Source organism: Pseudomonas sp. MWU12-2345, assembly GCF_023242385.1.
Lineage (GTDB): Bacteria > Pseudomonadota > Gammaproteobacteria > Pseudomonadales > Pseudomonadaceae > Aquipseudomonas > Aquipseudomonas gingeri_D.
Window position 1 is genome coordinate 58,896 of sequence record NZ_JALLJA010000017.1, and the last position, 19,132, is coordinate 78,027.

General features: G+C 59.5%; 26 protein-coding genes. 9 read left to right on the top strand and 17 right to left on the bottom strand.

The annotated features are described in order from the left end of the window. Window positions 1–52 precede the first annotated feature (52 nt). From M5C71_RS26595 to M5C71_RS26630, 8 genes are all read left to right on the top strand, one after another. A complete protein-coding gene (locus M5C71_RS26595; RefSeq protein WP_248769121.1) occupies window positions 53–817 on the top strand; it encodes a hypothetical protein in 765 nt (254 codons plus the stop codon). Beyond that, the gene (locus M5C71_RS26600; RefSeq protein WP_248769122.1) at window positions 814–1,371 is read left to right on the top strand and encodes an HNH endonuclease; all 558 of its coding nucleotides are present in this window, start codon (window positions 814–816) and stop codon (window positions 1,369–1,371) included. Before M5C71_RS26595 ends, M5C71_RS26600 begins: the two co-directional genes overlap by 4 nt. 46 nt (window positions 1,372–1,417) lie before the next feature. Beyond that, window positions 1,418–1,597, top strand: a complete 180-nt coding sequence (locus M5C71_RS26605; RefSeq protein ID WP_248769123.1) for a hypothetical protein — start codon at window positions 1,418–1,420, stop codon at window positions 1,595–1,597. A gap of 54 nt (window positions 1,598–1,651) precedes the next feature. Next, window positions 1,652–2,125, top strand: coding sequence for a hypothetical protein (locus M5C71_RS26610; RefSeq protein WP_248769124.1), 474 nt, complete (start codon window positions 1,652–1,654; stop codon window positions 2,123–2,125). A gap of 37 nt (window positions 2,126–2,162) precedes the next feature. Then, entirely contained in the window at window positions 2,163–2,357 is a 195-nt protein-coding gene (locus tag M5C71_RS26615) for a DUF4224 domain-containing protein (protein WP_248769046.1), read from the top strand. A 388-nt stretch (window positions 2,358–2,745) separates the two neighbouring features. Next, window positions 2,746–2,967, top strand: coding sequence for a hypothetical protein (locus M5C71_RS26620; protein WP_248769047.1), 222 nt, complete (start codon window positions 2,746–2,748; stop codon window positions 2,965–2,967). Between the two features lie 397 nt (window positions 2,968–3,364). Continuing rightward, window positions 3,365–3,757, top strand: a complete 393-nt coding sequence (locus M5C71_RS26625; RefSeq protein ID WP_248769048.1) for a hypothetical protein — start codon at window positions 3,365–3,367, stop codon at window positions 3,755–3,757. A gap of 253 nt (window positions 3,758–4,010) precedes the next feature. Beyond that, the gene (locus M5C71_RS26630) at window positions 4,011–4,220 is read left to right on the top strand and encodes an AlpA family transcriptional regulator (RefSeq protein ID WP_248769049.1); all 210 of its coding nucleotides are present in this window, start codon (window positions 4,011–4,013) and stop codon (window positions 4,218–4,220) included. Window positions 4,221–4,262: 42 nt separating this feature from the next. Here M5C71_RS26630 and M5C71_RS26635 read toward each other — a convergent pair whose 3' ends face one another. From M5C71_RS26635 to M5C71_RS26675, 9 genes are read right to left on the bottom strand one after another with little or no spacing between them, the layout of a single operon-like run. After that, complete coding sequence (locus tag M5C71_RS26635; RefSeq protein ID WP_248769050.1) at window positions 4,263–4,784, bottom strand: DUF2514 family protein; 522 nt, start codon at window positions 4,782–4,784, stop codon at window positions 4,263–4,265. Further along, the gene (locus M5C71_RS26640; RefSeq protein ID WP_248769051.1) at window positions 4,781–5,392 is read right to left on the bottom strand and encodes a glycoside hydrolase family 19 protein; all 612 of its coding nucleotides are present in this window, start codon (window positions 5,390–5,392) and stop codon (window positions 4,781–4,783) included. The genes M5C71_RS26635 and M5C71_RS26640 overlap by 4 nt, the downstream gene beginning before the upstream one ends. Before the next feature lie 53 nt (window positions 5,393–5,445). Further along, window positions 5,446–5,856 carry a tail fiber assembly protein gene (locus M5C71_RS26645; RefSeq protein ID WP_248769052.1) on the bottom strand — a complete coding sequence of 137 codons (411 nt, stop codon included), beginning with the start codon at window positions 5,854–5,856 and terminating at the stop codon, window positions 5,446–5,448. A gap of 4 nt (window positions 5,857–5,860) precedes the next feature. Next, window positions 5,861–7,567 carry a hypothetical protein gene (locus M5C71_RS26650; RefSeq protein ID WP_248769191.1) on the bottom strand — a complete coding sequence of 569 codons (1,707 nt, stop codon included), beginning with the start codon at window positions 7,565–7,567 and terminating at the stop codon, window positions 5,861–5,863. A gap of 8 nt (window positions 7,568–7,575) precedes the next feature. Beyond that, complete coding sequence (locus M5C71_RS26655) at window positions 7,576–8,172, bottom strand: putative phage tail protein (RefSeq protein ID WP_248769125.1); 597 nt, start codon at window positions 8,170–8,172, stop codon at window positions 7,576–7,578. Between the two features lie 5 nt (window positions 8,173–8,177). Beyond that, window positions 8,178–9,305: a baseplate J/gp47 family protein gene (locus M5C71_RS26660; protein WP_248769126.1), complete on the bottom strand. Its 1,128-nt coding sequence runs from the start codon at window positions 9,303–9,305 to the stop codon at window positions 8,178–8,180. A 60-nt stretch (window positions 9,306–9,365) separates the two neighbouring features. Further along, window positions 9,366–9,812, bottom strand: coding sequence for a phage GP46 family protein (locus M5C71_RS26665; protein WP_248769127.1), 447 nt, complete (start codon window positions 9,810–9,812; stop codon window positions 9,366–9,368). Continuing rightward, the gene (locus tag M5C71_RS26670; RefSeq protein WP_283094070.1) at window positions 9,809–10,393 is read right to left on the bottom strand and encodes a phage baseplate assembly protein V; all 585 of its coding nucleotides are present in this window, start codon (window positions 10,391–10,393) and stop codon (window positions 9,809–9,811) included. Before M5C71_RS26670 ends, M5C71_RS26665 begins: the two co-directional genes overlap by 4 nt. Next, a complete protein-coding gene (locus M5C71_RS26675; protein WP_248769129.1) occupies window positions 10,383–11,489 on the bottom strand; it encodes a phage baseplate assembly protein in 1,107 nt (368 codons plus the stop codon). Before M5C71_RS26675 ends, M5C71_RS26670 begins: the two co-directional genes overlap by 11 nt. 22 nt (window positions 11,490–11,511) lie before the next feature. On the opposite strand from M5C71_RS26675, the gene M5C71_RS26680 reads away from it, so the two are divergent. Then, window positions 11,512–11,886: a hypothetical protein gene (locus tag M5C71_RS26680; RefSeq protein WP_248769130.1), complete on the top strand. Its 375-nt coding sequence runs from the start codon at window positions 11,512–11,514 to the stop codon at window positions 11,884–11,886. A 17-nt stretch (window positions 11,887–11,903) separates the two neighbouring features. Here M5C71_RS26680 and M5C71_RS26685 read toward each other — a convergent pair whose 3' ends face one another. From M5C71_RS26685 to M5C71_RS26720, 8 genes are all read right to left on the bottom strand, one after another. Beyond that, window positions 11,904–13,334: a DNA circularization N-terminal domain-containing protein gene (locus M5C71_RS26685; RefSeq protein WP_248769131.1), complete on the bottom strand. Its 1,431-nt coding sequence runs from the start codon at window positions 13,332–13,334 to the stop codon at window positions 11,904–11,906. After that, the gene (locus tag M5C71_RS26690) at window positions 13,331–15,343 is read right to left on the bottom strand and encodes a lytic transglycosylase domain-containing protein (protein ID WP_248769132.1); all 2,013 of its coding nucleotides are present in this window, start codon (window positions 15,341–15,343) and stop codon (window positions 13,331–13,333) included. The genes M5C71_RS26685 and M5C71_RS26690 overlap by 4 nt, the downstream gene beginning before the upstream one ends. A 111-nt stretch (window positions 15,344–15,454) precedes the next feature. Next, window positions 15,455–15,745 carry a phage tail assembly protein gene (locus M5C71_RS26695; RefSeq protein ID WP_248769133.1) on the bottom strand — a complete coding sequence of 97 codons (291 nt, stop codon included), beginning with the start codon at window positions 15,743–15,745 and terminating at the stop codon, window positions 15,455–15,457. Window positions 15,746–15,748: 3 nt separating this feature from the next. Continuing rightward, window positions 15,749–16,117: a phage tail tube protein gene (locus M5C71_RS26700; RefSeq protein ID WP_248769134.1), complete on the bottom strand. Its 369-nt coding sequence runs from the start codon at window positions 16,115–16,117 to the stop codon at window positions 15,749–15,751. Between the two features lie 56 nt (window positions 16,118–16,173). Then, the gene (locus M5C71_RS26705) at window positions 16,174–17,652 is read right to left on the bottom strand and encodes a phage tail sheath subtilisin-like domain-containing protein (protein ID WP_248769135.1); all 1,479 of its coding nucleotides are present in this window, start codon (window positions 17,650–17,652) and stop codon (window positions 16,174–16,176) included. Further along, a complete protein-coding gene (locus M5C71_RS26710; protein WP_248769136.1) occupies window positions 17,649–17,894 on the bottom strand; it encodes a DUF2635 domain-containing protein in 246 nt (81 codons plus the stop codon). The genes M5C71_RS26705 and M5C71_RS26710 overlap by 4 nt, the downstream gene beginning before the upstream one ends. Window positions 17,895–17,896: 2 nt before the next feature. Next, on the bottom strand, window positions 17,897–18,583 hold the full coding sequence (locus M5C71_RS26715) for a phage tail protein (RefSeq protein WP_248769137.1): 687 nt from the start codon (window positions 18,581–18,583) through the stop codon (window positions 17,897–17,899). Further along, window positions 18,583–18,918, bottom strand: a complete 336-nt coding sequence (locus M5C71_RS26720) for a hypothetical protein (protein ID WP_248769138.1) — start codon at window positions 18,916–18,918, stop codon at window positions 18,583–18,585. The genes M5C71_RS26715 and M5C71_RS26720 overlap by 1 nt, the downstream gene beginning before the upstream one ends. Window positions 18,919–19,132 lie beyond the last annotated feature (214 nt).

A 19,132-nucleotide genomic window follows, 5' to 3' on the forward strand; every position in this document is an offset into this window, starting at 1 on the left:
CTGTAACCCCTCCCCCCTTCAAGTCAGCCGCTATAGCGGCCAAGGAATCGTCATGCCTGAAATAAAGGAACGTCCCATTCTGTTCTCCGGCCCGATGGTGCGCGTCATCCTTGAAGGCCGGAAGACGGTAACGCGGCGAGTGGTAAAGCCTTTGCAGCAGCCGGAGCTTATGGATGATGGATCGTGGTTTGCCGTCGCCCAAAGTCACCGGCGCTATGGGTTCGGCGTGTCTGGCCCGGACGCCCAGTCGTGTGCAAATGCCTTGGCCGCTTCACAGTGCTGCCCCTACGGAAAGCCCTGCGACCGGCTGTGGGTGCGCGAGACGTTCATTGATCTTCTCGGCACCGGCGTCGAACACCGACCAGACCCGGACGGTCCGCTTCAGCGATACGCCTACGCTGCCGACTACCGCCCAGGGTCGCACAGCGATGAAGCGCGAAAGGACTTTGGCCTGAAGCACAGGCCCAGCATTCACATGCCCAGGGCCGCAAGCCGCATCCTGCTTGAGATCACAGACGTGCGCGTCGAGCGCTTGCAGGACATCACTGATGACCAGGCCGAGGCCGAGGGCTGCTTCTTCACCGACTACGGACAACAGTGCTTCCACGGTGGCACAGGCTGGAAAGATGTCGGTGATTGTCCGGCACAGGCCGGTCACCAACAGCGCAATGGTTGGGCCTGGGACAAGACCACCAGCCACGAACAATGCCTTCTCACGCCGCGCTTTGCGTTTGCCAACTTGTGGAACGCCACCGGCGGCGACTGGGATGCCAACCTCTGGGTCTGGGCAATTACCTTCCGGAGGGTCGAACAATGAAGCCATGCCCTTCATACCCTGGATATTCAGCAACGGATGACGGTCGAGTTTTTTCTCACCGACGCCGCGGGAAAGGGGCCCAGTGCGGATCTGTTTCCACGATTGATCCCGACTTCCTGTATGAGCTTTCGCAGCAAACAACCATCAAGGGCTACCAGACTGCGTCGATCATGCTTCCGAGTGGAAAGTCGCGGCCTGTCGGCGTTCATCAGTTGGTAGCGGATGCTTTTCACGGCCCGCGTCCTGATGGCCTGGTGGTCCGCCACCTGAACGGTGTCACTTCGGATAATGCACCCGGAAACCTGAAGTACGGCACCGATGCTGAAAATGCCGATGACCGGAAGCGACACGGCACCTATCTCGGCGGAAGCAATCACCACAACGCAAAATTGACCGGCGGCCAAGCGGTGGCGATTCGAACAAGACGAAGAGCAGGTGCGCGCGTGAAGGATCTTGCGGCCGAGTTTGGCGTAAGCGTGCCTACCATCGAATCCATTATTTACAACCGGAGCTACTTGGCGCCCGGCGTCGAGTTCAAGCAGGTGACGCCATGATCGCCCTCGCCTACATGGCCTGGCTCATCTACAAGGGGCCGAAGCCATGAACAATGATCGAGTCGTCACCAAGATCATCAAGCCTGCGCACAAGAAATTCGGCATGTGGCACGTAATCGTCGGCGAGGGAACCTGCCCGGTCATGCGCATCACGCTGAGTTTCAGAACCGAAGAAGCAGCCCGGCGAGTAGGTCTTGGCTATCAGCTCGACAGCGTCCCAGCCTGACCCGCCCCATTCAACTCTATGACAGCCCGCCGGCTTGGCGGGCGAGGAATTCACGTGTCCGCACTGAACCGATTTCACGAGACTGCCAATGACGCCCTGGTGGCGATCAGCCAGAGCCTGCCGGCCGGCGCAAAAATCTGCCTGGCAATCTACACCCCCAACAACCCCGAGCTCGACATCGTGCTGAAGGATCAGGGTCTTGATCTCAATGAGGTCGTCAGCACCCTGCGCCGTCGTGGCCTGAGCATCGATGGTGGCAACGCCTACAAGCGCGATCTGTGCGACTCGATCATCGGCTCCCTGGCCTTCGGCAAGCAGAACGTCAACCCGCCACCGCCCGGGCACTGGGGTCAGCATTTCTGGGATATCGGCCGGTCCGAGGGGGCGCAGAAGGAAGAACTTGCCCATGCGCTGGCCCTGGTGTCGCGATGCCTGACTGGGCCGCTGACCGGACGCCATGTCTCGGCCGACGAATTCCACGCCGCGATGCTCAAGGCCGACGAGGTCCTGGCTAAGCACATCTCTTAACCACCTTCTGCCGCCATAGAGCGCACGGAGCTCTACTATGTTTCTGACAGCCGAAGAAGTGGCCGAGCTAACCGGCTACGTGAGGACTTACGCCCAAATCAAATGGCTGCAGGCGGAAAAATACGGATTTGCGATTGATGGATACGGCAAACCCAAGGTCCTGCGCCAGGTTGTAATCGAGCGCCTCAGCGGGGTTCAACTGAAGAAGGGACCGGAACTCCGGCTTGCATGAAGATTGAGAATGAGCGCCCGGCCACTTATTGCGTTCAGTTTGCGCTGGAGTGTTTGGCCAGTAGCGCGTCATAAGACGCCTCGCAGGCCAGCCCCCTCACTCGGGCAATATCAGCGACCGCTGCCAGCTCCCGATTTCGCTGGACAGATTTGTCGAGCAGGACGACGAGCAGATTGCCGGGGGTTGCCCCTGGCGTGCAGATTCCAGCAGCTCCGGGATTGCAGCGGGCACAACTGGTGGCGTGTAGCGCCAGCACCCAGCCCCCAGCCCCCAGCCCCAGGGTGATGCCGGCCTCCCGCCATACGACAGGACTCGCGCCAGCGCCCTGCGCACGCCTTCGGCCAGCACCGCGCCACCATCTGATGCAGCGAGATGCGTAGGAGGCCCCATGGTTCTGACGAAACCGAATCAGAAACTGCGACGCGACCTGAAAGAGGTTGCGGCCCTGATCAAGTGGTCAGGCGTCGACCCGATGCAGATGACCGCACGGATGTCTGAAACGGGTCTAAAGTCTGAGGCGTGGGAGCTGATCAAGGTGTCGGCCAGCTTCCAGATGGGGCACGCGGAAAAGGTGAAGGCTGGTGTCATCACCTGGGCGAAGGCCGAGTGATCTGGTGGAACGCAAATTTGTTAGTACAGGACGCATAGCCCTGATCGGAAAAATTCTCGTTGTTGGCCCGTTTTTTGATGGGGTACCGTTGGTCTAGATTTCCGTGTGCGCCACGAAATGCTGTAAACAAAATCGTGGCGCGGGCGATCATAAGCTATACATTTCTCAATCCATGCCATTAATTGCGGCTTGAGATCGATTTAACACCAGAGCAAGCCCTAGAGGGCAAGACCATGAAGCGCGAGTACCACCCCCACAAACCCGACACCTCCGAAGAGGAGGTCAATTTCGACCTCGTACGGATGAGGAAGGCGGTAGAGGAAGGGCAGAGATTCGTAATGCCTGAAGGGATGACGCGCGAGAAATTTCGTGAATGGATGCGTGAGAACAATAATAAATGCCAAACCAGGTAGAGGTCGGAGCACATTTCTCAACGCTATTCGAAACCTTGTCTGACGAGGAAAAGACCCTAATTGAGGACTTCGTTTTTCATTTCGAAGCACAGGGCCTCAAAACGTTTATCGGCAAAAAAGGCCCCTCTGATAACGTCCCCATCACTGATCCTAGCCGCGCAGTAAAAATTGCATACGCGAAAAAGCATCAACTTTGGCATGTGCACATCGGCTACCCAAAGTGGAACGCCTCCAGAAATCCGGCAGGCGCCTACCAAACGTCAAATTACGTCGTGCACTTCCAAAGATTCAACGAAAACCACATCGCCCTTATAGATTATGGATCTCACAATCCAATGGGGCTGCCTCAGAAGAACTACCTCTTCCGCCAGCGATAGTTGATCCGCCATAGAAAAGCCAAGCCAGCGCCGGCTTTTAGTTCCTGCTCCAGTCTCGATGTCGCCTGCAGGCAAGCAGCATTCGATTACGACACGCTCTGATTTTTCGCTACCGACCGCCTAGTGACTGCCCTACACTCAAACCAGCTGACGGATCAGCGCCCCCCTCTGGAAATAGCCCGGCCCCGTGCCGGGCTTTTCGTCTCTACCACTCACCGGTGACACTCAAGTCGCACGCGGCGAGGAGATACAAATGGCAGCAGAGAATATCGACCGCTTCCTGCGCCTCAACGAGGTGCTCCACATAACCGGCCTTGGGCGGAACACGGTTTACCGCAGGATCAGAGAAGGAACATTCCCAAAACAATTTAGAATAGGCCCCAATTCTGTCGCCTGGCGTCAGTCTGCCATCTCCCAATGGATGCTGGCTTTGGCCCCCAGCAACGATCAAAACGAGGCGTAGCGCCCCGCCTCCTCCGGCGTCCTGCCGAACGACCCCCCTTCCCTATTTCGAATTCTTCACCGCGTCATAACCTGCCTCGCAAGTCAGCCCCCGGGCGCGGGCCTGATCAGCATCTGCCGCCAGGATTCCCGCTCTTTCATCAGCGAGCTTGAGCACGTCGGCGAGCACTCGGGCGGCGTGGGCAGCTGCCTTGCCTGCGGCGGCAGTGCAGGAATTGCCGCTGGCTTCACTAGCTGCGAGTCGAGCGGCAAGGTCATCTGCTGTTGCGCGCAGGCTGTTATCAGAAGCATGAGAGGCAGCAACAGCAGCGTTCGCCGCATCGAGGAGTTGTTGACCACTTTGCACCACCTTGTTGATTGAGAGTTGACGTTCCTGTTCTTTGGCGCGCTCGACGTTTTCATTGACCAGGGCGGCGGTCTTGTCTGCGGTATCGCGGGCATCCCATTTTGTCTGCCACTCGGCATTGGCCAGGGTCTGGCCGTGGTGATAGGCGCCGAACAACGCGCCGAAGATCAGCGCGACGGCCAACAGGAAGCCGGCAAGCCTTGCGTAGATTGAGGTCATGCCAGCACCTGCAGCGCGGTGTTGTAGAGGGCAAGCCGATCAGCGGCACCATTCTGGCCGCCGTTAATGCGCTGCGTGATTCCGGTGAAGTTGCCCGCATCCGCCAGGCTGTTCAGTCCGTTGATCGACCAGAACCAAGCCGCAGACAATGCCGCGTACTGAGGCTGGGCCAGCAGATCCGGGTTGCCGATCAGGTCCACGCCCAGGGCATCGCCGCACGCTTGGTAGTTGTCGCGGCCGGTGATCTGGATCAGCCCGCGACCGCGGTAGTTCCAGCCGTCGCCGGATGATGCATCGCCGTTGCCCATCCGGCTGGCATAGGCAATGTTCGCGATCTGCTCAGGCTGCCGAGCCACCTGTGCAGCTAGGGCCTGGGTAAAACGGCTGGGCCAGGTGGCGACCAGGGCCTGCGCACCGTAGTTCAGGTTCTCGACCACCGACCGGAGCTGGCCGGATTCGTGCCCGACCTGGGCAATGAACGCGGCAACCCGCTGAGTTCCAACGATCTGAAACCGTTGCATGGCTGTGTTGAGCACAGGAACAAAAACGCCGGCTTGGGCGCCGGCGTTCGGAAGGATCTGCAGCAACTGCTGCTGGGTAATCGGCATGGGTTTCTCCAGGCGAAAAAAAGCCCGCAATGCGCGGGCTCGGGTGGATGAGATCAGGCGCCTGGAGGTGTAGGCCAAGCAGGGTTTGCCGCGGTCACATCGATGCTTTTCACTTCCCTGTAATAACTCTGCCAAGCCTTTGCGAGCACGGTTTCATCATCAGTGGCATCACCAAGCTGCAGAGATACGAGAACGGGAGCCATGGCCTGTGAGGCCATGTTCAGCAGGTTATTTTGGCGCTGAGTGTTGGCCGACGTTATCTCTTCCTGCGTCGGAGGAACTACAGGAGGTGGCGGTGGAGCTACGAGCTGGCCATCCACATAGAGCCAGCCCATCGTCGTCGCCGGATCGATTACCTCCACCGCAATTTGACCATCTTCAGGAGCCCACCCCGGGAGCCCATCCCACACGATCATGTTCACAACAACGTTGGTTGACACATCAACAACAGCGTAAACGCCCATTTTTTCACCACTCAATGATTACAAGGCCGCCGGTACCGGCAGCGCCATTTCCGCCAGCAGCGGTTGCCCCATATGAGCCACCGCCTCCACCACCGCCTCCACCATAACCAGCCGCGGCTTTTGCAACTGCGCCACCGCCTGAACCTGCTCGGCCACCGCCACCACCACCGCCGAATGAGCTTGAACCACCCATCCCTCCGATTCCGGTGCATTGATTGTTCGTGCAGTCGCCGCCATCACTCCCGCCCGGGTATCCGGCACCACCCGAACCTCCGGCACCACCGCTGGCGCCCCCAAGCCCTGCTGAGCCACCGTTGAGCGTAACCAGGCTGCCTATTGTTGTTGCGCCCCCAGCTGCACCGGCCCCACCTGAAGCCGCCCCATAACCGCCCGCGCCAGCTGTGCCTGCTGTACCCGTCGTGATAGCAATGACCTGACCCGGAGTAACGGTATATGGCACGCGGAAAATTTGTTGACCACCGCCGCCACCGCCACCGCCCGCGCCACTAGTGGGAGCACCCGAACTACTGCCACCACCACCACCGCCACCACCACCGCCTCCACAACCGGAAACGTAGATAGTTGTGACTCCAGCTGGGACGGTAAAGCTTCCGCTGGTGGAAATTCGAGATATGCCTTTCAAACCGCCAAACAACTGCCCCATCGCAACGGCTTGCTGGCTCTGAGTCGCGTTGGCTACCTGCTCAGCCGCCCCCGTGCAGAACAGCAGGATGTACGAACCACCGCCTACCGACGTGTTCCACTGCACCCACGCGTCACCATTGGCTACCAACTCGCCGCCTTGTAGCGCCGCGTGCGCGCCGCCGACTAGCGCGACAACCCCAACACCGTCGTTGATCGTGCTCGCCCCCGTGTTGGTCGTCTTGACCTTGAAGCGCAGTACCTGGCCCTCGGCGCGCGCAGTGATCGTCGGCGAGAAGGCGCAGACGTAGGTGTTGGCAGTGCCAGTATCGGTGGCGAACGCAAGAGCGCCGGTTTGGAGTTGGCCGGCGTTGACGGCGTGCTGGCTCTGAGTCGCGCTGGCTACCTGCTCAGCCGCCCCAGTACAGAACAACAGGATGTACGAGCCGCCACCCACAGAGGTGTTCCACTGAATCCAGGCGTCACCGTTGGCGACCAGTTCACCGTTCTGGAGGGCTGCATGCGCCCCCCCGACCATCGGAACGACGCCAAGCCCATCGTTGATAGTGCAAGCGCCAGTGCTGGTGGTCTTAACCTTGAAGCGCAGGACCTGCCCCTCGATGCGAGCTGTAAGCGCTGGCACAAAGGTGCAGACGTAGGTGTTGACCGTGCCGGTGTCGGTTGCGAACGCCAATCCGCCGGCCTGGATCTGGGCCGCCAGTTTTTGCGGGGTAATCGCGGTAGTGTTGTCGGAGCCGGCAGCCGCCAGGGCGCTCGTCGCCAGTTTCAGGATACCGGCTGACGTCTCACTTGCTGCACCCGCCGCTCCGTTCTGCACGATTTTTGCGATGGACAGCGCGAGCTGGTTGAACTGATTTTTAACAGGGGCGATCCCGGCAGCAGTGAGGACGTTCAAGTTCTCCATCATGAGCATGTTCATGAATTCGGCGGGCATGATCGTTGCTGGCACACCTGTAGCTGGGTTGCCGTCGGTGAAGTAGCCGTTCGTGCCCGCGGCGGTGCTCGCCGGAATTGCAGCGACCGCCGTTGAGTTGTCGATTTGATACATCTAAGGCCTCACGAATAGTGAAATTGCAGACGGGTATGTGACGGCTTGGCTTCGGTGAGCTCGCACTCGAGCACCGCATTGCCCCAGGAGGACAGCGGATCGCCCGTGGTGGACTGACCGGTGCGGAAGTGGCTGACGGTGTTCAGTTGGCAGTTGACGGCCCAAGTGAAGAACCAGTCGGCTCCGCCGAGTTGCTGGCCGCAGGTACTTTGTCCGCAGCGGAACGGGGAGTATTGAGTGACGGTGATTGCATATCCAAGCCCGGCCGCGTGCGCCGTAAAGAACTGGATGGACTGGCCGCCGGTATTGCTGAACCTGGCAACAACCTGGTTACGCCGCCCCTGGAACGTCGGCTGCGTTCCGGAGCACGGGTCAGGCAGCCCCAGGGTCGCCTCCCACTCGCTCAGGAAGTTCACGGTTGTCGCCGGAAAAAGGTCGTCGATCAGACCGAGCGCGGAATCACTGATCCGCGTGAAGGTCGGAGCGAAGCAGGAGATGGCCTGAGCGTGAACAGATGTCAGATCCTTCGGCCAGACCCTACCGCGCGGTAATAGCCCGAGTAGCGCCGATGTGAAGTCGGCATCGGTATAAGACGGTTTTGGCATGATGATCAGCCGTAAGTAATGACGCCCAGCGTGGGCAGATGGCCGAGGGTGTTGGGGACGTTTGCCGCGGGAGACGTGATCACGAACCCCTGTGTTCCCGCGATCGCGGAAATAGCCGCCCCCACGTCAGAGATATCGACGGATGAGCCGTCAGCCAGCGGGGCGCCCTGGTCAAACAGAACTCCCGAGATTGCGGCGGCTACTGCCGCCCGGGTTGCTGTTGATGCACCAGTGAGCCCGGTGATAGTAAAGGCGATCGGGGCAGCAATCGGAGCACAGGAGTAGACCATCGCAGTCACCGGCTGCTCGATGTAGATGCTGTTCGCGATGGTCAACTGATCGCCGGCGGCGACGTTCGCGGGGATAGCACGATTGTCGCTCGATGAGATGCCGTTCGTGCCTTGCGGAAAACCACCATAGGCTGAGTTGGCATCATCAAGCATCGAGTACACAACCACGGTGCCGGTGCCAAACCCGTTGGGCATACACCATGCCCTGGTGACACCAGCTACCTCCAACGCCCATGTCACATAATCGTTGTCAGATCCACCATTGGGGGTGCTCTGATAGGCCGCAAGCATGCGGCCGAAGAACGCCTCGTCAAGTTCTTGATCGGCACCGCCGGTGATAACGGTGGTAACCGCACCAGTGGATTGGACGCCGGCAATGGAGGTGCCCAGCGTCATCAGTCCACCGACCGGGGTATTCCCAGCCTCCCCAGCCAAATCCGCCGTCACCTGGACCACTAGGGTGTTCCCAGGGCCGACAGTAGCGGACGCCTGCGTCGTGAATGTCGCCGAATCGCTGCGCACCACCTGGGTGCCCGCAGAAACTATCACCCCAGGCGTACCGGAGAACGTGACGGCGCCAGAGGCAGCAGTTGGTGATTTCGGGTAGACATTCTTCATGGCCCCCCAGGCATAAAGGAACTCGCCAGAGGCTGTATAGGGGACGCCCTGCCTGGCAATCCAGTCGAGGTAGCCGTAGTTGAGGTGAGCCAACCCGGCGACAGCCTTGCCGGTGATCTGCAGGTTGGAGAAGCGCAGCAGACCGTCGGCCGTCGGCAGGCCCGAGGTGATGTCCGAGGCCACGCGAGCGCGCAGGTCCGAGAGCGTAGGTCGCGGATATGGCATAAGTGGCTTGCTCCAGGCAAAAAATACCCGCTCAAGGCGGGCTCGATAATCAGCGTTCGGTCAGGTCTGGTCCCAGACCCAGTTGTAATTGAGCGGGGGTGCAACAGAGCCGTCGCGATGCGTGATGGTAATGATGGCGTTGAGTTGGCTGCGTCCGGCAATGACAGTGGCCACGCTCACCCCCTGAGCAACCTGGTCATCAACGAGCCACTTCAGCGCCTCTTCGATATAAATTTTGGCGGTGTTGGCTACGGCGGGGGTAAGTTTGGACCGATCCAACAACCACAGCCGGGAGCCGATCGGTACATCCTCGCCAGCATCCCCCCACCAACCCCGGCGATCACTGCCGCCATCCGGTGGGATGTCATCGTCATCGGCAAGGCGATCGGTAAACAAACTGATCAGCACGGCGCTGGCCAGGTCGCTGCCGCTCGCCAGGGCGCCCCCACTGATCGACCAGTCTCCGTTGCCGGTGCTCGCGATCCAGGTGGTGGTGATATCGGTCATTGTTGAGGTGTCGGCGTGGTTGTGCCGCTCCCGTTGTTGTGCTCATTGAAGATCACCCGGTCTGCGGCCATGGTCCGTACCGAATCCTTGACGTTGCCACCGGCCTCGATGTCTCCGCTGACGCGCAACACGGGGGTATTCATCTGCACCGCTGTCGCGGCGTTGATCGTGACGGTGGTGGCGTTGTTTACGGTTACCGGCGAGCCCTTGGCCTCGATGACGATCCCGCCAGCCTGGGTCAGGTAGACCGACTTGCCCGCCAGGTCATAGAGCATCGACTCACCCGCCAGCAAGTTGACCGGGCGGCTACCCTGGTGCCCGGTGGCCACGACAACCCCTTTGGATCGGTCGCCACCCAGGAACACCACCAGCACGTCAGAACCATCTGGCGGCACAGAGGTGAAGCCGAACTCAGCGATGCGCGGCGTGCCGTCACGGGTTTCCGAGTCGTTGAGCGTCACTTGAAGCAGTTGGGCCGTCTTACTGTCATTGGCAAAGGACACCCTCGCCCACCCGGCGAGAAGCTGTATACGGCGCTGGAGGCCCTGAATCACGCTCGGCGCATCAACTTTATTGCCCATAATTCCCCCATGGAACGTCGCCCCAAAGCGGGGTCAGGTTGATCGGCTGCGGCGTGAAAGCTTCGGGAGCCATCAATGTGAGTTCGGCAGTTGTTCCCGAGTAGTCATTTCGCTGGAAGGTGACCTCGCTGATCAGAAGTAAGGCAGAAGGAAGCTTTAGGCGCGGAAGCGAAACCGGAACCAATGTATTCGGTTCCCACAGTGTGCCCGATAAGTCTCGCCAACTATCTACGATAACCTTAACAACTCTGGACCTACCGAATCTCCGAACTGACTCCCATATCGCACGCTTTTCAGCAATGTCGAGCCCCATGCTGCCGCTCTCGGCAATAATCACCATTCTCCGATGGCGTTTGCAATTTATGTCCGACGCGGTGAATTTAAGATTCCCGCTGGTTCCGGCATCCATAAACAAATCAGTCGACTGCAAATACACATCATAAGTCGAGTAATTCAGATCAGCAGAGTAATCAATATAAGCTCGCTGGACATTCACGCCCTCAGCAACACCGCTATCCAATTGGCGAGTACCGACCCGAGATAAAAACAAGCTCCCGTCAGGCAAGTCATAGGCCAACACAGCTGAGAACCGGGCCATGCGTTCGATGATATCGAATGGGCTTTCTCCAAGCATGATGTTGGTTTGCGGAATGATAGGCAGCAAAAACGATGAAACGTTGGTAGCTACAGCGATCCCTTCCGGAACCCCGCTAGGCCTTGGCCCGTACACAGCAGCGAGCTTCTGTGCAACCTCCAGGACAGTCGCATTGCTGATTTGACCGCCAGCCCATTCGGCTGCGCAGTCAACGAGATCTGAGCATTTCGACCGTCCATTGACCTGGATGGAGTGATCAGCAGGCCCAATGGAGGGCACAACGTGATCGATGTACCCCGTCACCACAGGATCTTCTCCGAGCGTAACCCGGCACGCAGCCCCGGGCTCTATGACCAGCTTGTCGAACTCCGTGGCGTAGAGCTCAGTCATACCAATGGTGAAGTCACTGGGAAGCCTTTCGATGCCGCGCGTAACGCGAATATCGGTCCACCCGGTGATGGTCAAACCACCGGAGGTTATGGTTAGATCATCGGACAACATCAACTTCTCCAGCGAGACTATCATGCGAAAAATATTAATCTCTGCATCTATTGCCATTGCACTGTTGGCCGCACACACGGCCCAAGCAGACGATCTAATTGGAAAAACCTTCCACTCAAGAGATTCCGAAGTTCTTACTTGCGATGATATGACCGCAGTCCCAGAGGCTATGGACTACATAAAGCACGACCCAAACAACGCGAATCTTTTAACAATAATGCAGCAAGGAAACTGCTCACCTCTTGATCCGTCCGTAAACTTCAAGGTAACCAAACAATATGTATGGCAGATTCCAGCTGGACCTCAAAGGCTTGCGCAGATAGAAATCCAATTCGCGCAAAACCCAAATATGCAACCAGCAAAACAATGGATACTGGAGTCAGATATAGTCCAGTAACAAAAAACAGACAGCCACTATCGAGCCAGAGCAGCTACCGTTGTTGGCATAAACGCCGGATGAATCGGGTTGGCCTGCTGGATCAACTCATCGGCCCGGGTCGAATCACGGTAGAGCCGATTGGCCATGGTCAGGGCGTTCATAGGCGCCTTGAAGGAAAACGTCTCAAGACGCGGCAGCGTGGCGCCGGTGGTGGTCAGATCGGTGACCACCGCCTGGCGCAGGGCGACCAGCGCGTTGTAACTCTCATCGTCGCCCGCATCCCCCGCCACCAGCAGCTCCGCATCGATGAATCCGGTCACCGTCCCCATGGTGCTGATGGCCTCGTCGTAGGAGGTCGGCACGTAGGTCGCCACCACCTGGCCGATAGAGGCCAGGGCCGCCCGGCGCAACAGTGCACTGGTTGCATCCTGCGCAACCCCGCGGGCAACGCCGATCGCACCGGCCCCTCCGAATGTCGTCGGTGTGTAGCTGGCCAGCGGCCCCAGCAGCGCGATGGCATCACCTGGGTCAGCGATGCCGGCCACCAACGCATCCATAACGCCCTGCACGGCATCCGTGAAGGCGTTCCCGCTCGACGCATCCAGGTTCGCTGCGGCGCCCACCAGGGTATCCATGGCCATGTCGACGGCCACGCGATTGGTGGTGTTCTGGGTGATCAGGTCGGCCATGGTCGCGCTGGCGTTCCGAGCGTTCTTGCTGGTGGTCAGCGCGCTGCTGACGTTGCCGTTGGCATAACGCCCGAAGTCGCCAGTGAGCAGCGCACCCAGACTGGTGATGCTGCGCACGTCGTGGGTGATACGACCGACCAGGACCTTGAAGTCAGCGATAACGCCGACCACCATTCCGACAATTGCCTTTCCGAACTTGATGACGCCCTCAACCGCATTGATCACCGCGGTGACGCCGCCGATCACCTTGCGAGCAAAGTCCAGCGCAGAAGACAGCCCGAGCGCTGCAGCCAGCTTGTCCAGCAGCGATCCGCTGTCCGAGGTAATGGTCGGAAAGACACGGTCACCAGACTCGATGAAACTGAAGCTGATCTCAAAGTATCGGCCCATGTCCCAGCGCTCGGTAACACCCAAGCCCCCATCTGGAACACTGACCTTCAGCGCGCCAAGGGTTGGGTGCACTAGGATTCCAGACCCTTTTTTCTCCGCAGCAGCGGCGAGGGCATCACGCTGTGCAAGGACGCTGCCGCCGCCATACACCAGACTGTTGCTGACCAGAAAGCCGCTCATGCGAATCCGGCGCGTCGAACGCCCCATGTCCTCAATGTAAGGCTTATCGCGGCCTGGGTACTCGTGCATGGCCAGGCGCCGGCCGAAACGTGCATCGCCGCCATAGATGGCGAACGGCACACCGCGGAACGACGCCTGATTGAGCATCTCAGTCCAGGTCCTGTTGGAGTCCTGGGCTATCTGAATGATGTCGGAAAGCAGGCTCATGCTATTGCTCCAACTCCGGAATAGGCGATGCGGCTCGAAGCCTGGACGTTACCGACAGACTTGACCTTGGTTTTGGTCCCCTCAGGGGTGTTCTTGTGTTCGATTTCAACCTTGACCACACCGCCGGAGGCCTGTTGTGCACCCTGGGTATAGGGTCCTTGCGGGGCAGACGCCTGAGCATCAGTGGCCTGAGCTCCAGCCATCTGAGCCTTGATCTTGCTGATGTAGTCCCGGGTTTCCGCCGGAGCAGCGCCCATGCCCTTTTTGTCCAGATTGCCCTGCCCCCAGTTGTAAGCTGCGAGCGCTCGATCCAGATTGCCGCCGTTGGCCTTGAGTAAGTCGTGGAAATACCGGGCTGAAGCGTCAGCCGACTGATAAAGATTCGAAGGATCCTTCAAACCGTACTGGGTCGCTGTCGGGTCCATGAAGCCAAAATGACCTTTTGCACCCTTCCCGGACAGCATATTTGCGCCGCGGCCCGACTCTTTGTTCCAGACACTATCGAGAAGATTGGGTGGCAGATTGTTTTTCAGCTCAAGCTGGCGGAACAACTGGCGGGCAGCGACAGGATCCTGGGTGCCGGCCTGCTGCCCGCTCTTCGCGCCCTCATTTATTGAAAGGGCGTTCTTTGCCTCAGTACTTCCCCCGAAAGCCATAACCTGCGCGATTTGCTTGCCAAGCCAACCCTGGAACTCGGTACCCTGGATCAAGTTATCGTTGATCAGGGTTCCAGCATCATAACCAGCGGCGCCGGCCATACCCACCCACCCGAGCTTTCCGAGCAAACCAGGACCTGCACCGCGAATCGCGCCAGCACCAGCAGACCTCGCTGCCGAGGCAGTAGCAACATCATTTGCCGCAGCAGCGGCAGTGGCGGCGCTTTTCCAGCCTAGGAGAAGCCCTGTGAAGGCCACGATGCCAGCGCCAGCGCGCACCAGGGTGATACCGAGCGACAGGACACCGGCAATCAGCCCGGCATTCATAACGCCAACCACCAGCAGCGCAGCATTCTGCCAGCCGCCCAGCCAATCGACGACCTTACCGACACCCTTGCCGAAGTTGATGATGCCGTCCCCGACCGCCTTCCAGTCGACCTTGTTGATCCAGGTGGCAAAGCCTTTGGCCCAGTCGGCGATATTGGTGGCGATCAAGTCACGGTTCACGGCCAGCCAGTTGGTGAACTGGTCAACCAATGGCTTCATGACCGGAATCAGCTTGTCACCGATCGCGTTTTTTGTACCGTCGACGGCGATATTTAGGCCGGCCAGACTTTTGGAGAACTCCTTACCCTGCTTGACCGCGCCGTCGCTCATAACGTAACCGAGACGCCGAACGGTGTCCTCGTATTGCTCAATGCCAGCCGCGCCCTCGCGCAAGAACGGCAGCATTCCGCCCAGCCCAAGGTTGTTGGCAATAAGAGCCTGGACCTGGGGGCTCTTCTGGCTGGCCACTGCGTTGGCAATCGCTTTGTACTCGCCGACCACATCCCAGGCCCCGTCTTTGGTCTTCTTGAGGCCGATGCCGAGCTTGTTCAGCATCAGCAGCGCGCCCTGGTTTCTTCCCCATTGCGCGTCCTGCATGGTGGTGGCCAGGCTATCCAGGCTGGCGGTCGTGGTTCCAGCATCAATGCCAACCAGCTTGGCAGCTCCCTGAAAGCTCTGGAGTTGGCCAGCCGAAACACCGATGCCGCGTGCGCTGTTGTCGATGGAGCGACCGAGGTTGGCCCAGTTGTTGGCCAGCGCGGCAATACCAGCCACAGATCCAACCCCGGTGAGCGCAGCCATGGGCGCGACGATCATGCCGACGCTGCGGGCAGCCCCACCGGCCTCCCTGCCGATGGTAGTGAGGTTTTTGCCGATTCGTTCAAACCCAAGCTCACGACCGAGACTCTTGAAGGACTTGCCTACCTCTTCGAAAGGCCGAGTCAGGCGACTGACGCCGTCGTTGACCTTGCGAAATGTAGCGGTCGCCTTGTCGACGGCGCTGATGACTATTTTGAAGTCAGGCATTTGAGTTACTCGTCATGCGAATGGCCTGCTTGTTCCATTCGATCAGCTCAGCCATGGTGAGCGACCACGCATCGCGCGGCCCCCACCCGTAATACTTGGTCAGTTCGGCAATCAGCTCTGGCCAGCCTCCTCCGCCTGACCAGCGTCGGAAAAACCCTCGAGGTACTTGTTCGCAGCGACCAGATCGCGCTTGCTGAACTTCTCGACCGCACCACGCGGGATAACTGCAATCAGGCTGATCAGGGTGATGGCCGCACCGACCGAGGTGTCGGCGCGCGATGCTTTTTCCATCTCGCCGGCAGTAGGTTCGCGCAGCTTGATTTCGTCATAAGTAACGGCGTTGTCACCCTTGCCAATCACGACAGGCTTGGCGAGGGTGATGGTGATTTCTTCTTCAAACATGGATCAGTTCTCCGTTACGGAAGGGCCTTCCCACTTGACTTCGATGGTCGCATCAGTGGTCTTGGATTCGGGTTGTTCAGTGGTCCACATGTTGGCGCCGATGATCGTTTTGCCATTGGCCAGTTCTGCAACCACGGTGACGTTGGTCATTGCATTGATGTCCGCCACGCTGAGCCCGTTGGAATCGCGGATGGTGGCGGTAATTGCGCCTTGCACAGGTTTCTCGCTATAGCCGTGAATCCTGTCCTGACCGGTCAAGGTTTCCCGAGAAACCCCAGAAACCTTGTAGGAAAAGTCCCCAACCAGCAGGTAATCAACCCCGTCAACAGTTAGGTAGCAGGTCCCGGCAAGGCGATTGGTGGTGTCTGCCATGTTTTTCTCCAGGCGAAAAAAAACCGCTCAAGGCGGTCGTTGACGAAAGGTCCGAGTTACTTACGGAATTGAGTGAGCAGCGCGAAGATATCCAACTGATCGATCAGGGTCCCCGGCCAGAGCACATCAAGCCGATTTGGGTTGGTCGCATTTTTCTCGACGATCAAGGCCTGGGCGAAAGCCTTTGAATCCTGCACAAACCCGTTATATTCAAGCGTGCCGTACCGGGCGATCAGATCGGCCCGAATGATGTTGGGTGTAACGATGGCTGAGCCGGGCGCAAAGCGTGTGCCATTCGCAGCTAGCTTGACCCGACCATATTTGGACGTGACGAGCGACTGCAGGTCGCGCAGCACATACATCAGAAGAAACAGGGTTTCCACCTTCAGATAGCTGTCGTCAGGAGCGCCAAACGAATTCACCTGGTAAGTGGTGATCAGGCCTTCGATAGCTACGGTTCCATCACTGGCAACGGTGAAAGTAGAGATCCCGTCCCACAACAATGTGTTGCGTTCTGGCATGTCGAAGCGGGATGCAGGCGGTGGTGCAAGCACGGTACTCAGCGCCAGGGTATGCAAGGGGCGCCCAGGATCTGCGCGAAGCGACACGGCGGCGGCCCCCGCCATGTCTGCAGCCCAGATCCAGGCCGGCGATGGGGAGTCGTAGAAGCCCATGATGCTTTCGTGCTGGTTATTACGTGCATTACCGGCAGTGGCCAGCGTCGACAATGTGCCGCGCTGCGCCGAAAAGACATGACCATAGAGCTGGCTGGCATAGCTCCAGCGGCCGGTCTGGTCGTTGAGCAGGTTCTTCAGCGAATTCAGCGATGCGGTGTCAGTATACGGGCTGACAATGATGTCGAACGCCTCGTCACCCAGGTTCGACAGCGCCGTATCCAGCACCGGATTGGTCGCACCGGCGGACATCAGGGTAAGGGTAAGCGTCAGACCGGCCGGGACCGACTCGCCACCCGAGGTGCCCAGGTAGTTCAAGCGCAGGTCAATCTCGTTGCCGCCGGTGCCTTTGTTCTTTGCTGTGAGCGTCACCGTTGCGGTTGCAGCAGTAGCCGTCACGGGTAGGTCGCCGGTACCGTTAACCAGCGCTGCCAGGGCGGTGGCAATATCAGCCGCTGCCTCACCTGTGGTAACGGTCAGACTGATCAGTTGCCCGGCGATATAGAGCGAGATCACACCAGTAGCTGTCGGGCTGCCAACGATGGCGACGGTACCTGTGGCAGCCACGGAACCGGCAGCGTCCGACAGAGGCAGAAACCAGACCTCGCCAAAGGGGTCAGATCTCTTATAGGCAGCGGTCATCAGCGCCAGCATCGAGCCCAAGCCACCTTTGGCCTTGGCATCGCTGACGCCCTGGCCCAGCACCGGAACACCGGGTACGCCATTGCCCGAGGCGGTAATCTGGCCGACGATCAGAGTACGCTGAGTCTGCGCGCCGCTGTTGGCCTGGGAGTTGTCGACCTCGGCATAGAACAGTGGAACCCGCAGGTTCGCCGGGATGTTGCTGAACGGGACGGTCATTGACTGTCGCTCCCCTCATCGTGGGTTTCGGGCGGCTCGACCGAGGTCGGGACCGGGGTGTTTTGTATGGGGGCTTGCGCCTCGACAGGTACAGGTTCCGGTGCAATCAGGGTGGCATCGCCACAGCTCAGTCGGCGCAGCCAGTAGAGGTCGTCATCCGGAACCTCCCGGCCTGATTCCGGCAGAAAGTCGCGCTTGACCGGATCGCGCACCAGCAGCGGGGGTGTGGCGTAAATATGCATGGTTACTCCTGCGGAAATTCGAACGTGAGGCCGCCCTCTGCGCGGCCATCAGGGCCGACAGTGCGCGGAGCCGGTGTAACAGCGCCTGGGAATGGCGGATCGGGGTAAGTGCCCGTAGGGTCGGCGACGTTGATCAGGTCTGCAGTGACGTTGAACTCGGTCAGCGGCACGATGGGCTGAACAACAGCGGCAGCCACCGGGTCGAACACAGGATCATCTGAAGCGCCTTCCAGCGGATAGAAGTCCTCGGGGCCCTGGTAAAACTCCATCCCGACATCCATGACCAACTCGCCAATGTTTTGCTCACCCTCGCCGTCCTCGCGCATGTGGGAGCGAATGAAGGGAAACTGCTGCAGCCTGCTCATGAGCGGCGGGAAGTTGATCAGCGCCCTTTCAATCTGGCGCTGCATGGTTTCCAGCGCCAGAATCATCGCGCCGGCGGCTGCGTTCTTCGGGAGCGCCTTAAGCTGCAGCCTGGCGCTGATCCGAATCGTGGCCGTCACAGTGAACTGCGGACCGCCCTGACGCCCCAGCGAATCCTTGTCCTCCTCCGGCGCATGTAGCCAGATAATGGGGTAGCTGCCGTTCCAGGTCGGCCAGGTCCTGGCCGCAAAAACATTGTTACCGGCAGCCGTCCCTACCTTCAGCGCCTCGGCCGTGATCTGCCGTAGTTCAGAGGTAGTCGTCATCACATTTCACTCAACATGAGCTTGGCCCAACCATGGCTGTCAGGACGAACCTCGATCACCAGGTAGCGCTGAGCGATGCTCGGGATGTAAACCTCATCGTCCTGGGCGGGCGGCTCCACAAAGGCCGAGAGCCGAACGCCCAGAACAGGTTGTGTTGAGGTGACGCCTACCAGCGGATCGACCAGCTCAACCTCACGGTAAGCCGAGTCGAACACGCCATCGATGGGATAGGCCGTTCGGCCCACGGGATAGAACATCACCTGCCCTTCCGGGCGCTGACCTTCTCCGAAGATGGTTTCCAGCGGCGCCAGTACCAGGCTGTCCCAGTCGATCATCAGGCAATCCTCACCCCAGGGCCTGCCGACACACGGATGTGCGGGCCAGCCTGCGGTTTCTCCACGACATCCCCGTCAACCAGGAAGCCCAGGCGAGTCAATGCCTCGGCTTCGGCAGAGGGGACCTTGACGGTTTCGCCGGCCCGACGCGATTTCTTGTCGACGCCAACCACGGTTCGGCCTCTGGCCACGACAGCCTCTACGACAGAGGCCC

Excerpts from the sequence above, each read along its gene's own strand:
- M5C71_RS26635 (WP_248769050.1), bottom strand. The coding sequence starts at position 4,784 with ATGACCTCAATCTACGCAAGGCTTGCCGGCTTCCTGTTGGCCGTCGCG.
- M5C71_RS26655 (WP_248769125.1), bottom strand. The coding sequence starts at position 8,172 with ATGCCAAAACCGTCTTATACCGATGCCGACTTCACATCGGCGCTACTC.
- M5C71_RS26665 (WP_248769127.1), bottom strand. The coding sequence starts at position 9,812 with ATGACCGATATCACCACCACCTGGATCGCGAGCACCGGCAACGGAGAC.
- M5C71_RS26715 (WP_248769137.1), bottom strand. The coding sequence starts at position 18,583 with ATGACGACTACCTCTGAACTACGGCAGATCACGGCCGAGGCGCTGAAG.
- M5C71_RS26685 (WP_248769131.1), bottom strand. The coding sequence starts at position 13,334 with ATGAGCCTGCTTTCCGACATCATTCAGATAGCCCAGGACTCCAACAGG.
- M5C71_RS26600 (WP_248769122.1), top strand. The coding sequence starts at position 814 with ATGAAGCCATGCCCTTCATACCCTGGATATTCAGCAACGGATGACGGT.
- M5C71_RS26640 (WP_248769051.1), bottom strand. The coding sequence starts at position 5,392 with ATGCCGATTACCCAGCAGCAGTTGCTGCAGATCCTTCCGAACGCCGGC.
- M5C71_RS26615 (WP_248769046.1), top strand. The coding sequence starts at position 2,163 with ATGTTTCTGACAGCCGAAGAAGTGGCCGAGCTAACCGGCTACGTGAGG.
- M5C71_RS26705 (WP_248769135.1), bottom strand. The coding sequence starts at position 17,652 with ATGACCGTCCCGTTCAGCAACATCCCGGCGAACCTGCGGGTTCCACTG.
- M5C71_RS26680 (WP_248769130.1), top strand. The coding sequence starts at position 11,512 with ATGCGAAAAATATTAATCTCTGCATCTATTGCCATTGCACTGTTGGCC.
- M5C71_RS26650 (WP_248769191.1), bottom strand. The coding sequence starts at position 7,567 with ATGTATCAAATCGACAACTCAACGGCGGTCGCTGCAATTCCGGCGAGC.
- M5C71_RS26605 (WP_248769123.1), top strand. The coding sequence starts at position 1,418 with ATGAACAATGATCGAGTCGTCACCAAGATCATCAAGCCTGCGCACAAG.
- M5C71_RS26625 (WP_248769048.1), top strand. The coding sequence starts at position 3,365 with ATGCCAAACCAGGTAGAGGTCGGAGCACATTTCTCAACGCTATTCGAA.
- M5C71_RS26660 (WP_248769126.1), bottom strand. The coding sequence starts at position 9,305 with ATGCCATATCCGCGACCTACGCTCTCGGACCTGCGCGCTCGCGTGGCC.
- M5C71_RS26710 (WP_248769136.1), bottom strand. The coding sequence starts at position 17,894 with ATGCATATTTACGCCACACCCCCGCTGCTGGTGCGCGATCCGGTCAAG.
- M5C71_RS26645 (WP_248769052.1), bottom strand. The coding sequence starts at position 5,856 with ATGGGCGTTTACGCTGTTGTTGATGTGTCAACCAACGTTGTTGTGAAC.
- M5C71_RS26595 (WP_248769121.1), top strand. The coding sequence starts at position 53 with ATGCCTGAAATAAAGGAACGTCCCATTCTGTTCTCCGGCCCGATGGTG.
- M5C71_RS26720 (WP_248769138.1), bottom strand. The coding sequence starts at position 18,918 with ATGATCGACTGGGACAGCCTGGTACTGGCGCCGCTGGAAACCATCTTC.
- M5C71_RS26695 (WP_248769133.1), bottom strand. The coding sequence starts at position 15,745 with ATGTTTGAAGAAGAAATCACCATCACCCTCGCCAAGCCTGTCGTGATT.
- M5C71_RS26675 (WP_248769129.1), bottom strand. The coding sequence starts at position 11,489 with ATGTTGTCCGATGATCTAACCATAACCTCCGGTGGTTTGACCATCACC.
- M5C71_RS26690 (WP_248769132.1), bottom strand. The coding sequence starts at position 15,343 with ATGCCTGACTTCAAAATAGTCATCAGCGCCGTCGACAAGGCGACCGCT.
- M5C71_RS26670 (WP_283094070.1), bottom strand. The coding sequence starts at position 10,393 with ATGGGCAATAAAGTTGATGCGCCGAGCGTGATTCAGGGCCTCCAGCGC.
- M5C71_RS26630 (WP_248769049.1), top strand. The coding sequence starts at position 4,011 with ATGGCAGCAGAGAATATCGACCGCTTCCTGCGCCTCAACGAGGTGCTC.
- M5C71_RS26620 (WP_248769047.1), top strand. The coding sequence starts at position 2,746 with ATGGTTCTGACGAAACCGAATCAGAAACTGCGACGCGACCTGAAAGAG.
- M5C71_RS26700 (WP_248769134.1), bottom strand. The coding sequence starts at position 16,117 with ATGGCAGACACCACCAATCGCCTTGCCGGGACCTGCTACCTAACTGTT.